This is a genomic window from Arthrobacter subterraneus, from assembly GCF_900099735.1.
GTDB classification, from domain to species: Bacteria; Actinomycetota; Actinomycetes; order Actinomycetales; family Micrococcaceae; genus Arthrobacter_D; species Arthrobacter_D subterraneus.
Window position 1 is genome coordinate 22,086 of record NZ_FNDT01000008.1, and the last position, 13,665, is coordinate 35,750.

The following is a 13,665-nucleotide window of genomic DNA, read 5'->3' on the forward strand; positions in this document are numbered from 1 at the left end:
GTCCGCCTTACTCCAGGAGGAGAGCCAGCTGGCTACGCGAAGACACCCCGAGTTTCGAGTAGAGCCGATAGATATGACCTTCGATGGTCCGTACTGAAACGCACATGACCTGAGCTATATCACGGTTGGTGTGGCCTTGGGCAGCCAGGACCGCGATGCTACGCTCCCGGTCGGTGAGGGATTCCAGTGCGCCGCGCCGCCCTGTGACCCCGGGCGCTCCGACTCCGCGCAGCACCCTGTCCGCTTCCGTGACGGCCACCTCTTCGCCGCTTTCCTGGGCCAGGTGGGCTGCGAGCCGGGCAGCGTCGGCGGCCAGCCGGTGGTTCCCGAGTTCCAGAGCCTTTTGGGATGCGAGCAGCAGTTGGTGCGTGTCCTTGGAGGCGATGCCCTTCCCGTACAGGGCGCAGACCTCGGCGAACGGCCCCTGCGAGGCGAGGGCGGAGGAGAACAGCCGGTCCGCCGCGGACTCCAGCCCCAACTGCACCGCCTGGCACAGGAACAGCAGTTCGTGGCCGATGTTCCCCAGTGCGTGGTCTTCGTCCGCGAGCTCCAGCATCCGCTCGGCCACCTCCACCGGAGCCTTGGTGGCAAGCATGGCGAGCGTGGCGAAGTATTCGGTGGCCCTGGTGTTGTGCCAGGACATGCGGTTGTGGCGGTGGTCGGTCCGTCCCAGGTGCTCCTGGGCTGCCCGGGCTTCGCCCACCAGGGCGTAGGCGTAGGCGGTGGTTGCCTCGGCGATGGGGAGGGTCTGCTGCCGGTCGCGCACCCGGATCTGGCTGAGCGCGGGGAGCAGCTTGTCCAGCGCCTCCGTTCCACGTCCCGCGTAGGCCAGCAGGCACCCTTCTGCGAATTCCGACGCCGAGCCGTCATAGGCGCTTTCCTTGCCGTGGTTGGCAGGTGAGGCAGCCATCTCGATGCACTCGTTCCACCGGCCGGACAGGACCATCAGTTTGAAAATCCGGGCCATGGCGGCCTCCTGCAGGAGCGTGTCTCCGCCGCTGTCCACCAGACGTGACAGCATCGAGGAAGCAAGCCGGACGCCGTCGTCCTGCCGTCCTGTCATGGCGAGCGCCTCCGCCACCCAGCCCAGCAGCCCGTGGTTCTGCAGCTCGCTTGACCGGTCCAGCAGGAAGTCGCTGTACTCCTCCAACAGCTCGGCGTAGCGGCCGTTGTGAACGGCGAGTTCCGCGGCCAGCATGTCAGTCTGGTTCACGAGGGCTTCAATGTCCGGGGCGCCGGTTTCCACGCTCAGCCTGCGGCGGATCTCCGCAAGGAGCGGCTCGGCTTCGGCGTGCCGGGAGGGGTTCCTCATCAGCAACCGGCACTGGAGGAGGCCTACCTCGACCCAGTCGTGGAGTTGCGGTGCAGCGTGGGTTTTCAGGAACTGGTCAAGGACCATCAGGCCCCCGGAGGTGTCGCCGTCCACTCCCAGGGCGTGGGCCTCCTCGATGACCGCCTGCGGTATGGCGGAGTAGTTGGGGATGGCGTGGATGAAACGCAGCGCCGACTCACCCTCGCGCAACCGGTTGGCAAGCCGGGCGGCATCGATCAGGGTCTCGGCGTCGAGCTCTGCGCCGATCTCCAGGCACCAGGCGGCGTAGGACATCCGCGTGATCGCCGGCATGCTGGCGCCCCTGGTCTCGGTGGCGATGGCCCGCATCAGCTCCCGGCCGCGCCCCAGCGGCACCTGTGACCGGACCACTTCGCTCACCAGTCCGTTGGCCACCCGGACGTTGGGACTGTCGCCGTGCTCCACGTCAATGGCTTTCCGCTCCTGCAGCGAGTCCAGGGCCGACGACGGCACAAACCGGAGCAGCAGGTCCAGCGGTGCAACACCCACCACTGAAATGAGCTCCAGCGCCTCACGTTCCTCGGCGGGCATGCGGCGCAGGCGGACCATGATCCAGTCGGTCATGGAGCGCCGTGTCTTGGGCACCGAGAGGGGCTTGGCCACCCACACGCCGTCGCGTTCCAGCATCTCGCCGGAGTCCACCTGCTCGCGGGTCAGCGCCTGCAGGAAGAGCGGGTTGCCGCCGGTGGTGTGCCACATGCTCGCGGCAGCCGCCCGGGACACCGGTGCGTCGAGGGCTGCGGAGAGCAGCCTGGTGGTGGCGGCGAGGTTCAGCGGTTCAAGGTCGATCCGGCGCAGCACACCGTCCTTCCAGAGGTCGCAGAATTCCTCCGGCGACGCGTCGATGGACTGGCAGATGGCGATGAGCTTCACCGCGCCCACCCGGACGAGGTGAGCGAGGGCCATCGCCGAGGAGGAGTCGAGTTCCTCGAGGTTGTCGGCGAGGATCAGGGTTTGCCGGCCGTCCTCGCGCCGGGCATAGAGTTCCTGCAGTCCGCGCAGCAGCATCAGGGGGTTGCCCACAATCGCGTCGTCGAGATCGCTGAGCACAAAGCTGAGGGCCCCGTAGGGCATCTTTGATGCAATTGCCGAGCCGCGGACGTAGACAAGCTCAAAGGAATCATCCACCTCGCGGGCAATCCGCTGGGCCAGCGCGGTCTTTCCCACCCCCGACTGTCCGGTGATGATCACGCCGCGCCACGCGCTGTCCAGCAGTGCGTTGCGTGCCTCTGCCAGCTCCGGGTCCCGGCCTACCAGGGGCCACTCACCGTGGACGTTCAGCATCGCTGCACCCCGGCTCTTCGAAACTTCCCATCCGGTGGCCGTACGTCATCGCCCTGCGGTGCTGACAGTGGCCTGTCAGCACCGAGCGTCAAAAAATCATCCATCGAGTCCGCCCCAACACGTCATGCGCTAGGCCAATAGACTACGCCCGGACGGGCCGGGTTGCACCCATTGTTTCCTTGATTAATCAATGAAATGGAGGAATCGGAGGCGGGCACAAAAAAGGGACCGACGTTGGGATGGGGGTGGCCCAGTCTCAGAGGCCGCCCAACGTCGGCCCCCGCTTTTGGGGCCATCAGGCCATGCAGTCCTGTAAGGAACTGCGTGAACAGTTTACCGCTACTTACCCGCAGAATGAAACTTCTGCTGGGCGGTCAGCAAACCGTCCAGGACAACGCTTTCGACGGCGTCGGCCGCCTCCTCCAACAGGATGGGGAGGTCTTTCTTCTCGGTGGAGCTGAAGTCCTTCAGCACGTAGTCGGCGGCTTCCTGCCGGCCAGGCGGGCGTCCGACGCCCACGCGCACCCGCAGGTACTCCTTGGTGCCGAGCGCCTTGCTGATGTCGCGGAGGCCGTTGTGGCCGCCCTCTCCCCCGCCGATCTTCACCTTGATGGTGTTGAAGGGTATGTCGATCTCGTCATGCACCGCCACCACGTGGTCCGGCTCGATCCCGTAGAACTTCGCCAGCTGGGACACGGGCCCGCCGGTGAGGTTCATGTAGGTGAGCGGCTTGGTGAGGATGAGCTTCGGCCCGCCGATTCCCAGCCTGCCGTCAAGTACGACGGCGCGTGCCTTGGAGGTGCCGAACCTGCCACCCAGCCGCGCACCGAGCACGTCGAGGACCATCTGGCCCACATTGTGCCGGTTGCCGGCATAGCCGGGCCCGGGATTCCCGAGCCCGGCTATCAGCCAGGTGTTGTCTGACACCGGTGGAGTCTTAGGACTCTTGAACCACATCGCCGGTAGCTTCTTCAGCGGTGGCTTCGCCGCCGTCGGAGTCAACGCCGGTCTCGGTGGCGGTCTCGCCCAGGTCCTCGACAACCGGCGAGGAAACGTTGATGATCAGCGTCTCGGCTTCGGTCAGGAGGGTGACGCCCTTGGGGAGGCGGATGTCCGAGGCGTAGACGTGGTCGCCCACGCCGTGGCCGTCAAGGTTGACGGTGAGGGACTCGGGCAGGTGGGTTGCCTCGGCCTCAACCGACACGGTGGTCTGCTCCAGGTTGGTGACGACGCCCGGCTTGGGCTCGCCCTCAACGTGGATGTTGACCTCGACGGTGACCTTCTCGCCGCGGCGGACGGTCAGCAGGTCGATGTGCTCGACGATCTGCTTGAGGGGGTTGCGCTGGACGTCCTTGGCGAGGGCGAGGTGGTTTTCGCCGTCGACGTCGACGCTGAGGAGGGCGTTGGCGTGGCGGACTGCCAGCGTGGTTGCCTTGGCGGGCAGCAGCACGTGGATGGGATCGGCGCCGTGGCCGTAGATGACGGCGGGGATCTTGTTGGCGCGGCGTGCCTGGCGGGCAGCGCCCTTACCGAAATCGGTGCGCAGTTCTGCGGCGATCTTCTGCTCGGACATGATGTCTCCTGAGTGTTTGTGGTCTTCTGGGCGTACCGTGCGATGAAGTGACGAAAGCCCAGGACCATCCCGGCGCAAACATGTGCGCGTTGTCAGGAAAGCCGCCAGCCACCGTCGATCACGGAGCAAGTTCTGGAGTTCACCAGACTGCTCCCTCGCCTAGGCATCGAGGATCCATGTTACAGCATGGGCGGTGGGCTGGCGTGTGCGCGACATCCCGGAACTTTGAGCACATTTCGAAATTGAGCACTGTCCAGTGGCGTTACTCGATTGACGAGGCGAAGAAAAAGCGATCGAGAACGCGAATATGGCGGCATCAAATCCCTAGGCGTCACGACGAACGTGGCCAGCGTATTTGCCAATCTGCTGAGTTCCACCTTTGGCAGTGAACTGAAATAGCATGGCAGTCCCGCAAATGATGCTGTCGCTGCCCTCACTTCGAGGTTCGCCCTACCCGCTACTTTCCAGACTTGCCGCATGCAAGGACTGGACGTTGCTGCGGCATGGCGGCCATGAGCCGTCCACGGTGGGCGTCCGGTATACACCGAACGGCATTGCACTCGGGGCCGCGTACGCGGTCCTGAGGGACGTTCTCGACGTGCGCGTCCTGATGCTCACCGTCCCGCGGGATGGGCGCCTGGCGATGCAGTATTTCAAGCACGACAACAGGGCAACCGTGACCGGCATGGGGCTGGCTGGCGACACATGGCACTCTGTGTCGGTGGGGATGCTCGGGGCAGCTCCCAGCTACGGTGAACGATGTCAAACGGATCACCCATACGTTGAGCGCGGGGCTCAGTCGAAGTTCGGGAAAGCCACAGCCATCGGGCTCCGCGCCACACTGAACGGCGCGAAGTTCGGGAATTTCGTCACCCGCCGCAACCTGCTACTCCTGCCGACGCTGGTGTAACCGGCGCGGGGTTGTTGCGGAGTCACCGTGTATCTTTTATGGGTGGGGGATGACAAGAAACTGAGCCAGCCGGGAGCGCAGCCGCTGATCTTCCTGCTCTACACGGCAGGTGTCACCGCTCTAGCCATCCCGGCCATGGCATCCGTGGCAGACACGGCTCTCTGGGACGATGACGTGATTGCCATGGGCAACGCGCTGATCATCATCCCCTCCCTCATGCTGATCCACTCTGTCAGCGGACGCCTCCACAGCCTCACATGGTCAATCTACTGGGTGTGGTCCCTGCTGTTTTTGGGTCTCGCCCCGGCATACCAATTAGGGGCGGGGAGATTCCCATGGGGTGCCCGCCCGTCCGACGACGAGGTCGGCACCGCGCAGCAGATCATCCTCGCAATGCATGTCGTCGTTGTCGTCGCCTACGCCATCCGCGTATGGTCCCGGCGTCAGCCGACCGACGGCGACAAAGCCGATGCGACAGACAGAGGGTTACGGGAGAGCACCCGTTTACGCAAGCTGATGCTCTTCCTGATTTTCGCTCACGTCGCCGTGGCGGTGATGTTCACGGTGCTGATGGGAACCGCAATGTTCTCGGGCCGGTTCGCATTTCAGGCGCAGCTCGGCGCTCGCGGTGGCATCCCAGGGTTCGGAACCATGTACTTTTTCTCAAACGCCGGCGCCATGGCAATCCCAGCGATGGCGATCGTGCTGAAGAAGAAGGGACTGGATCTCCCAGGAGCTGCGATCTTCCTGTCTATCGTGATGTCGTTCGTGGTGACAAACCCGCTGATCGGATCACGGTTCCTCACCGGCAGCTTCCTCGTAGCGGTCGTCGCTGCGGCATTCTCGGCCAACGTTCGACGCTTCATCCCCGGTGGGCTGGTCCTCGCGTTCGTGACGATCTTCCCCACCTTGGATATCCTGCGCGGTGACGGGACAGGTGCGGCACGTGTCGAGCTGTCCGGCCCGGCGAAGAGCCTGCTGACGTTCGACTTCGATGCCTTCGAAATGCTCACCCGGCAAGTCATGATGGACGGCGATATCGGCGCAGGGCTGCCCGGCCGGGTAGAACTCCTGATAGCACCGTTCTTCCGGTGGATTCCGGTGCTGAGCCAGATGGTGCAAGGCGATGCGTCCGGACCTGTTGTGGCGAGGTCCACGGGAATGAGTTATACGAATGTGTCCATGCCGCTGTGGGGGGAAGCGAACCTGATCGGGTCGTGGGTGGGATTGGTGATCGCGTTTACCGCTCTGGGGATACTGCTGGGAAGCACACACTCACTCATACATAGCCGCTCAATATTCGGTGCACTGATCGAATTCCCTGTTGCCGCCCTCCTCTTCATCATCCTTCGAGGGTCGCTCTACGAAGTCCTCGGCTACCTGCTACTCGTCGTCGGCATGGCATGGTTCCTTGCACGGGCGGAGCGACTAGACAGAGCGGAACCGGTCGAAGTGGAGCCCAAGTACCACATAGTCGCTCCGCGCACACGACGGAACTGACAACACCTGAACAGACGAAAGTCGCCTCAACCGGGGCGGTTTTTTCGTGCCCAGGCACCAGAAGATGAAACCGGTTACGCTAGCTCGCTAAACAACTAGGCAGGTATACCTGATCCGCGCCTGTTCAGCAGCAGACGCCGATCATTGGCCCGCACGGCCACCAGGTCTTGGAAGACATAATGGCCACACAGACGTAGGAGAGCGTGCGCATAAGCCACCGCCAGCTGGCGCAAGCCAGCCCGCGGGACCGGTACGCTTCAGGTAGACCCGTCCTTCGCGCCGCCCAGCGTAGTCTCCAGGAATAGAGGCCATGACCACCGATACGCCGTTCCGCATCCTTGCCGTGTGTACGGGCAACATCTGCCGCTCCCCCATGGTTGAGCGGCTGCTCCGGAGTTCCTTCGACGCGCTGGCACCGGGTGAGTTTGAGGTTTCAAGTGCCGGCACGGGCGCCCTGGTGGGCCGCGAGATCGATCCGCAGGTGGCCGGCTTCGTACGCGTCTTCAACGGCGACACCAACAATTTCGCCGCCCGACAGGTCGAGGAGCGCATCCTCGACGGCAAAGACGTTGTCCTGACCCTCACCCGCGACCACCGCGGTCAAATCATCGAACTGATGCCGTCCTTGCTGCGGAGGACCTTCACGCTGCGCGAGTTCGCGCGGCTCATCACACCGCTCGACGGCGACCCATCCCTCAGCGGACCTATGCGCTGGCGTGCCATCCTCCCGAAGGTGGTGCGCGCCCGTACCGTCCATCCGGCCGATCCCTCCGGTGACGACGTGGTGGATCCCTTCCGCCGCGACGATTCCGTCTATCAGCAGATGGTCCGCGAGCTGGTGCCGGCCGTGGATGCGCTGGTGGACTGGGAACGTAAGCACCGGTGACGGCCGGGCCTTCAGGAACAGTACGACGACGGCGCTTCCTCGCCGCGCTGCTGGCCGGTTACCTGTTGGTGCTGTCGCTGATTGCGTTCTGGCCGTCGCCCGTCGATGAGGGTGCGTCGGGTTTCATCGCCCGCTTTCTGGGGTTCCTTCACCGGAACGGCGTGCCGGGCTGGTTCGACTACAACCTGATCGAGTCGGGCGCTAATGTACTGCTCTTCATCCCGTTCGGCGTTCTCGTCGCCGCGTACCTGCCGTTGCGGCATGCATGGTTGGCGTTGCCGGCAGGTGTGGTTGCGTCCCTCTGCATTGAGCTCGGTCAGGAGCAGTTCCGGCCCGAGCGCTTCGCGACTCCACGGGACGTCTTGGCCAACGCGCTGGGTGCGGCGGTCGGCACCGTGGCTGTATATGCATGGGCGCACCGGCACAGCGAGGAAGACACAGAACGCCGTTGAATCCTGTTCTTCCCAGAACTGAACTGTCGTGTAACGGAGACTTCGTATATCTGAGTTACAAAAACTTGCCTGAGGTACGCCAACCGGGATTAGCCTGAAAATCCACGAGCATCTCGTAACCAGCCCTCTGGAAAACGTTTTGTGACGCGACGTTCACCGCACGGAAGTCAGCCCGGAGGGTAATCCCTTCCCCTACTTCTTTGAGCAGCCACTGTTCACTTGCGTGGAGCACGGGAACCGCTAAACCCTGCCCACGCCTCTCCGGCGCTAGTGTGATTGAAACTTCCCACTCACGGAAAGCGATTTCGTCGAAGCGAATGGTCCCAGCGAGTCCCTCGGGATCCTCGACGAGCAGAAGGTGGCGCGAAGAGTCGGCAAGGCTCCTCTCCAGCCAGTCAACATGAGCGTCCCAGCCAATCTCGCCACTGGTTCTGGACATCTCGACAGCCAATGGATCGGTTCTCCAGGCGTACAGGTGGCTGGCATCGCCAGCACGCGCCGAACGTACCTGCACAGCATCCACCTTCTTCGCATGGACGAGTCGTCGCCATTCGCCGACGATCCTGTCTGCGCCACCTCCGTCGACGAGCGTTTGCCCTGCTTTCATTGATTCCGCTCGTTGCACACGCGACGATGCAAAACTCCTGAGCGCAGGTACAGCGCGGTTGAGGACCTCCTCGTGGCGCGCTCCTTCTGATATGTCGCCAAGAGGGAGTCCGATGCCCCGTTCTGAAGAGAATCGGAAGTACTCGGCTTGATTGTCGATGATCTGCAGCGTAGCCATAGGGACACCAAGGTATGCAAGTTCCCAAAGCGCGGTACCCGACGCACATATCACTAAGTCCATCTGAGCGAAAGTACGCGCGATATCCGGCGCACGGTCCAACGAGAACCACCGGACATGATTGAACCGCAGAATTAGCTCTGGCGGTATTGTGACGCCGAGGAGGTAACACTCAGACTCCACGCCGGTCTTCGCCCACAATTCAGCCAGTTCGTGGGTCAGATCAGCAGAATCAGTTCCTCCCAGGGCGACCATCACGCGCCGAACCCTCGGAGCAACTTCGCCGCGCCCGCGGTGTTTGAGCACCTCCTGCCTGAGGGGAAGGTACTCAACTCCCCGGAGGTGGGAGCGTGAACCCGCCGGCTCACGATATTTGCGTTCAGACCCGGGCGAGACGTCTATGACGATGTCCGCGCTGCGTCGCCCGAATGTCCCGTCCTCTATGGAGGAAAGGAGGACCCCCGTTTTATTGAGGGATTCCCTGAGGTTGTTCATCTCCGAATAGCTATCGATGTGCACCACATCTGCCCCCCACTGCGCGGCGAACTGACTCAACTCGGGCACGGTGAGAGGAATGCTGTTGATCTCACTTACTCCGGCAGCGGAGAGAATCCGAGCCGCGATCGCAGTATTGATATCGCCGACCACGGCAGTCTCACCTCCAGCGGCGTTAACTGCCTCTATGAGTGCAGAGACGCGGGCAACGTGACCTACTCCCTCGGTCTTGCTTGAATCACACCTGAATAGGACCCTCATCCTAGCCTTCATCGAGTTGCTTCTGGCGGACAAGCGCATTCAGTTGGCTGATATGCGGCTGGGTGAGTAGCACATTCGCCACCTGCTCCCAGGCTGGAGGTACGTTTCCCAGGAATCGAACCAGTTCGGCTATCGCCTGGGCGTCTTCGACCGTATCGAGAGTAACCCGAAAATGGGACAGATCCGGCTCCGTCGATAGCCCCAACCTGCGGTAGGAGCTACCCTCCGCGTAGAGCGCAGACGTGACATGCGTGCGGTGGTATCCCTTAGCTGTTTCTCCGATCGAACGGAGGGCCGCGGTAGAAGCCAGTTCCACGTCGAGTCCTCTCGGGAAGCTTCTGGAGAGAGTCGTCGAGACGTACTCCAAAGAAGAATTGGATCGCCACAACTGCGCTACCTGGGATATCAGGACCGGATCAAGGAGGGGACAGTCGGAGGTGAGCCGGACCACGGCATCCGCCTTCGTGGCTTCGGCCGCTCCTATGAAGCGCTCGAGGACATCGTCCTCGCTCCCCCTATAGACTCCGACTCCTGAGCGTTCAGCTATTTCCGCAACCTCGTCATCAGCGGCGGCAACCGTTGTCGCTACGAGGACTTCATCGACGCCGTACGCTGATTTTGCTGCTCGTATGCACCATTCGAGAACGCTTCGATCAGCGAGTTGGTGAAGAACCTTCCTGGGAAACCTCGTAGAGCCGGTTCGGGCTTGGATGACAGCGACGACATGTAGCTGATCACCGGTGGTCATTCGCCTACGACCTCAAGCACGGTTTCAATCACCCTGTCCACTTCGGGATCCGTCAGTCCGGGGAAGAGCGGCAGGGAGATCTCCTCCGAGTAGTACCGTTCGGCGTTGGGGCACATGCCCCTTTGATAGCCCAAGTCCTCGAACACGGGATGCCAGTAAGCCGGAATATAGTTCACCTGCACTCCGATTCCCCGTTCGCGCATTCGCTCGAAGATAGTCCGGCGCCGCGCCGCGGGAACACGTAGTGGATAAAGATGCCAAGCTGGATCAGCTCCCGCACTGACTACGGGTACCCGGAGATTTTCCTTTCCCCGAAACGCGTCACTGTAGCGAGAATGAATAGATGTGCGACGTTCCTTGAACGACTGGAGCCTTAGCAACTGGCTCAGACCGAGGGCACAGAGTACGTCCGGCAGTCTGTAGTTCAAGCCGAATGCGTGAACTTCCTGGTGCCATGGTCCTTCATCCGGATAACGCAGGAGGTCCCTCTCACGCACCAAGCCCTGCCCTTTGAAACGGCGAGCGGCAAGCGCGATTACGTCATCAGAAGTAATCACAGCACCGCCTTCTGCGGAAGTCATGTTCTTCGTAGGGAAAAAGGAGAAGGTTGTCACATCCGCCAGCTCCCCAACAGTGTGACCATCGAGCTGAGAACCGATCGAGTGAGCGGCGTCCTCCAGGAGAAGGGCTCCGTGACGGTGCGCCAGCGTCTTAAAAGCCTGCGCATCGATCGGCAGTCCTGCATAATCGACGGCAGCTATGGCCCTGGTTCGGGAATTCATCAGAGCGCCTGCCGCGTTGAGATCTAGCAATCCAGTGTCATAATCAACGTCCGCGAAAAGAATCTTTGCGCCGTTGATTGCGGCAGCTGCAGCCGTTGCAACGAACGTCAGTGGAGTGGTGACGACTTCAGTGCCTGCGCCTGCTCCGATAGCTTGGTACGCCACATGCAAGGCAGCAGTACCGGAGGTAACTGTTACCGCATGCTTGGCATTTGCCGCCTGAGCGAGGGCTGCCTCGAACTCGTCGACAAGCGGACCGGTAGTGAGCCAATCGCTACGCAGCGCATTTTCTACGGCATCGACATCTTCGTCACTGATTGATTGACGCCCGTACGGCAGCACCTAGAGGCCCTCCGCCTTGATCATTTCCCGGATTTCCTCAACAGAAAGGAACGTCTCATTGTTCCCCGAGTGGTAGCTCCAGCCGTCGGCGACGGTGGCAGTACTTGTATGCCTTTCATAGCCCCAACCCGAGATACTCGGTTCAACTATGAATCGGTCACCTGCGTCCACAGTCCGCCTTGAGTCATCCGCTGCAATCATCTCCTCGTGCAGCTTCTCTCCTGGACGCACTCCTATCTCATGTGTTGCTGCACCGGGTGCAACAGCTTCAGCCAATTCAGGAATACGTATTGAAGGAATTTTCGGCACATAAAGTTCGCCACCTTGCATCCGATCGAAGGACGAAAGGACGAAGTGAACAGCCTGCTCCAAGGTGATCCAAAATCTGGTCATCCGCTTATCGGTGATCCCCAGGGACTGACCTTCATCTGCCATCTTTTTCCAGATGGGAAGAATAGAACCTCGCGACCCCATGACATTTCCGTACCGCACGACCGAGAATCTTGTCGGATAAGCAGCGGCGTAATGATTACCCGAGATGAAAAGCCGATCCGCGCACAGCTTCGTAGCACCGTATAAATTGACTGGCGACGAAGCTTTGTCCGTCGACAGAGCGACTACCTTCTTGACGCCGGCATCGATAGCCGCGTCAATCACGTTCTGCGATCCAAGAACGTTGGTCCTAACGAACTCGTACGGATTATATTCCGCAGTATCGACCTGCTTCAGAGCAGCAGCATGGATCACATAGTCCACCCCGTGAAAGGCTCGATCCAAACGCTGCTTGTCTCGGATATCACCGATGAACCACCGCAACCGCGGGTCGTTTGAGAACCGGTTTCGTACTTCTAGCTGCTTGAGTTCGTCCCGGCTGAAGACGACTAGCCGTCGTACTTCGTATTCATCCAGAAGGACCTTGATCAAGGCCTTGCCGAGGGAACCGGTCCCACCCGTGATAAGAACCGACGAACCGGTTAATAGACTCATTATTGAAGTTCCCCTTTATATCTGCGGCACGGCGTTTGCATCCCAAATGAGAGTATCAGCCGTGCTGATCCGGCTGCAGTGCCGCCCGCAAAGCTGCCGGAAATTACGTTTTGTACCGCGCCGTGCAAGCGATGTAGCGCCGTGTGTCTCTGCCAAGAGGAACCTGACCGACGCGTCACTGACTCCTTGCATAAGAGCGCGCCGGCCTCTTCTTAGAGGACTTCCCAGGTCAAAGGAGTGCCAGCCTTCAAGGGCTGGGGGAAGGTACGCCCGATCACCTGGGCTAAGTGCTTTGGCTCCAGTCCTCCCGCGGGCCTGATCGACCTCACGTTCTTGCTCGATATCTGGTCGCCCTCATTGACGTCTTCGACAACATAGAGGGATCGCTTCAAACGACGGCTCTCCGTTTCCCCACTCGTAAGAGTGGGCGTCGGAGACCCTAGTGCCTGCCATGCGGCATTCGTCTCAGTGACCAACGCGCGCAGTTCCGCTGGTTCCAGTGAGAACTCAGAGTCGACGCCGCCATCTTGGCGGTTCAAGGTCACGTGCTTTTCGATCACCGTTGCGCCGAGGGCGACGGCGGCGACAGAAACGCCAATGCCCATGGTGTGATCAGACAGGCCGACTTGCACGCCTAGAGCGTCCCTCAATACCGGGATGGTTCGGAGATTGGCTTCGCTGGGCGACGCTGGATACGACGACGTACATGCTAGGACAACTATTTGATCGTTACCCACCGCTCGAATGACACTGATCGCTTCCGCTATCTCCACGAAGCTGGAAGCTCCATTCGACAAAATGATGGGTTTACCAGTCGCTGCGACGCGCTCCAGCAATGCTTTGTCGCCGATTTCCAGAGACGCGATTTTGTACAGCGGCGCATCCAGCTCTTCGAGGAGATCTACGGCCGCCTCATCGAAGGGGCTGGAGAAGGGGATAAGGCCTCTAGAACGCGCGCGTCGAAAAATCTCCTGATGCCAGCCCCATGGCGTCTGAGCCTGCTCGTACAAGTCATATAGCGACCGCTCTCCCCACAACGCGTGATTCGCGGAAATTTTGAATCGCTCTCCATCGTTTTGGATAGTCATGGAGTCTGGAGTATAGGTTTGAAGCTTTATCGCTGTCGCCCCCGAGTCAGCCGCAGCGTCGACAATCTGCAGTGCTCGATCGAGGCTCCCGTTATGATTACCGGACATCTCAGCAATGACAAAAGGAGGAGATTTTTGTTCGATCAGGATTGTGTCAACAGGAATAGCCTTCATACAATTTCTCTCCGTGATTGCGTATGGGGCGTGGGCCCCTCCAGGATT

At 61.1% G+C, this 13,665-nt stretch carries 12 protein-coding genes; 4 read left to right on the forward strand and 8 right to left on the reverse strand.

The annotated features are described in order from the left end of the window. Nucleotides 1-7: 7 nt before the first annotated feature. The 3 genes from BLS52_RS10300 to BLS52_RS10310 all read right to left on the reverse strand — a co-directional run bounded on the left by BLS52_RS10300 (nt 8) and on the right by BLS52_RS10310 (nt 4,208). Entirely contained in the window at nt 8-2,635 is a 2,628-nt protein-coding gene (locus BLS52_RS10300) for a helix-turn-helix transcriptional regulator (protein ID WP_090586545.1), read from the reverse strand. Between the two features lie 339 nt (nt 2,636-2,974). Beyond that, nucleotides 2,975-3,562 carry an aminoacyl-tRNA hydrolase gene (gene pth / locus BLS52_RS10305; protein ID WP_245702799.1) on the reverse strand — a complete coding sequence of 196 codons (588 nt, stop codon included), beginning with the start codon at nt 3,560-3,562 and terminating at the stop codon, nt 2,975-2,977. A gap of 10 nt (nt 3,563-3,572) precedes the next feature. Further along, entirely contained in the window at nt 3,573-4,208 is a 636-nt protein-coding gene (locus BLS52_RS10310; protein ID WP_090586550.1) for a 50S ribosomal protein L25/general stress protein Ctc, read from the reverse strand. A gap of 400 nt (nt 4,209-4,608) precedes the next feature. On the opposite strand from BLS52_RS10310, the gene BLS52_RS10315 reads away from it, so the two are divergent. From BLS52_RS10315 to BLS52_RS10330, 4 genes are all read left to right on the forward strand, one after another. Beyond that, nucleotides 4,609-5,118 carry a hypothetical protein gene (locus BLS52_RS10315; protein WP_139186252.1) on the forward strand — a complete coding sequence of 170 codons (510 nt, stop codon included), beginning with the start codon at nt 4,609-4,611 and terminating at the stop codon, nt 5,116-5,118. A gap of 42 nt (nt 5,119-5,160) precedes the next feature. Then, nucleotides 5,161-6,618: a hypothetical protein gene (locus BLS52_RS10320; RefSeq protein ID WP_090586554.1), complete on the forward strand. Its 1,458-nt coding sequence runs from the start codon at nt 5,161-5,163 to the stop codon at nt 6,616-6,618. A gap of 310 nt (nt 6,619-6,928) precedes the next feature. Then, complete coding sequence (locus tag BLS52_RS10325) at nt 6,929-7,504, forward strand: arsenate reductase/protein-tyrosine-phosphatase family protein (protein ID WP_090586557.1); 576 nt, start codon at nt 6,929-6,931, stop codon at nt 7,502-7,504. After that, nucleotides 7,501-7,956 (forward strand): VanZ family protein, encoded by a 456-nt coding sequence (locus BLS52_RS10330; protein WP_090586558.1) that lies wholly within the window; start codon nt 7,501-7,503, stop codon nt 7,954-7,956. The genes BLS52_RS10325 and BLS52_RS10330 overlap by 4 nt, the downstream gene beginning before the upstream one ends. A gap of 55 nt (nt 7,957-8,011) precedes the next feature. Here BLS52_RS10330 and BLS52_RS10335 read toward each other — a convergent pair whose 3' ends face one another. From BLS52_RS10335 to pseI, 5 genes are all read right to left on the reverse strand, one after another. After that, nucleotides 8,012-9,508 (reverse strand): bifunctional UDP-2,4-diacetamido-2,4,6-trideoxy-beta-L-altropyranose hydrolase/GNAT family N-acetyltransferase, encoded by a 1,497-nt coding sequence (locus BLS52_RS10335; RefSeq protein ID WP_175460148.1) that lies wholly within the window; start codon nt 9,506-9,508, stop codon nt 8,012-8,014. After that, nucleotides 9,498-10,244, reverse strand: coding sequence for a cytidylyltransferase domain-containing protein (locus BLS52_RS10340; protein WP_090586562.1), 747 nt, complete (start codon nt 10,242-10,244; stop codon nt 9,498-9,500). Before BLS52_RS10340 ends, BLS52_RS10335 begins: the two co-directional genes overlap by 11 nt. After that, the gene (locus tag BLS52_RS10345; RefSeq protein WP_090586564.1) at nt 10,241-11,368 is read right to left on the reverse strand and encodes a DegT/DnrJ/EryC1/StrS family aminotransferase; all 1,128 of its coding nucleotides are present in this window, start codon (nt 11,366-11,368) and stop codon (nt 10,241-10,243) included. The genes BLS52_RS10340 and BLS52_RS10345 overlap by 4 nt, the downstream gene beginning before the upstream one ends. Further along, nucleotides 11,369-12,355 (reverse strand): UDP-N-acetylglucosamine 4,6-dehydratase (inverting), encoded by a 987-nt coding sequence (gene pseB, locus BLS52_RS10350; protein ID WP_090586567.1) that lies wholly within the window; start codon nt 12,353-12,355, stop codon nt 11,369-11,371. It lies immediately after the preceding gene. Nucleotides 12,356-12,567: 212 nt separating this feature from the next. Beyond that, complete coding sequence (pseI, locus tag BLS52_RS10355) at nt 12,568-13,617, reverse strand: pseudaminic acid synthase (protein WP_090586570.1); 1,050 nt, start codon at nt 13,615-13,617, stop codon at nt 12,568-12,570. Nucleotides 13,618-13,665: the final 48 nt, after the last annotated feature.

What these genes read in the sequence shown, in the direction of transcription:
- BLS52_RS10325 (WP_090586557.1), top strand. Translation starts at nt 6,929, where the DNA reads ATGACCACCGATACGCCGTTCCGCATCCTTGCCGTGTGTACGGGCAAC.
- pseB (WP_090586567.1), bottom strand. Translation starts at nt 12,355, where the DNA reads ATGAGTCTATTAACCGGTTCGTCGGTTCTTATCACGGGTGGGACCGGT.
- BLS52_RS10340 (WP_090586562.1), bottom strand. Translation starts at nt 10,244, where the DNA reads ATGACCACCGGTGATCAGCTACATGTCGTCGCTGTCATCCAAGCCCGA.
- pseI (WP_090586570.1), bottom strand. Translation starts at nt 13,617, where the DNA reads ATGAAGGCTATTCCTGTTGACACAATCCTGATCGAACAAAAATCTCCT.
- BLS52_RS10315 (WP_139186252.1), top strand. Translation starts at nt 4,609, where the DNA reads ATGGCAGTCCCGCAAATGATGCTGTCGCTGCCCTCACTTCGAGGTTCG.
- BLS52_RS10310 (WP_090586550.1), bottom strand. Translation starts at nt 4,208, where the DNA reads ATGTCCGAGCAGAAGATCGCCGCAGAACTGCGCACCGATTTCGGTAAG.
- BLS52_RS10300 (WP_090586545.1), bottom strand. Translation starts at nt 2,635, where the DNA reads ATGCTGAACGTCCACGGTGAGTGGCCCCTGGTAGGCCGGGACCCGGAG.
- BLS52_RS10335 (WP_175460148.1), bottom strand. Translation starts at nt 9,508, where the DNA reads ATGAAGGCTAGGATGAGGGTCCTATTCAGGTGTGATTCAAGCAAGACC.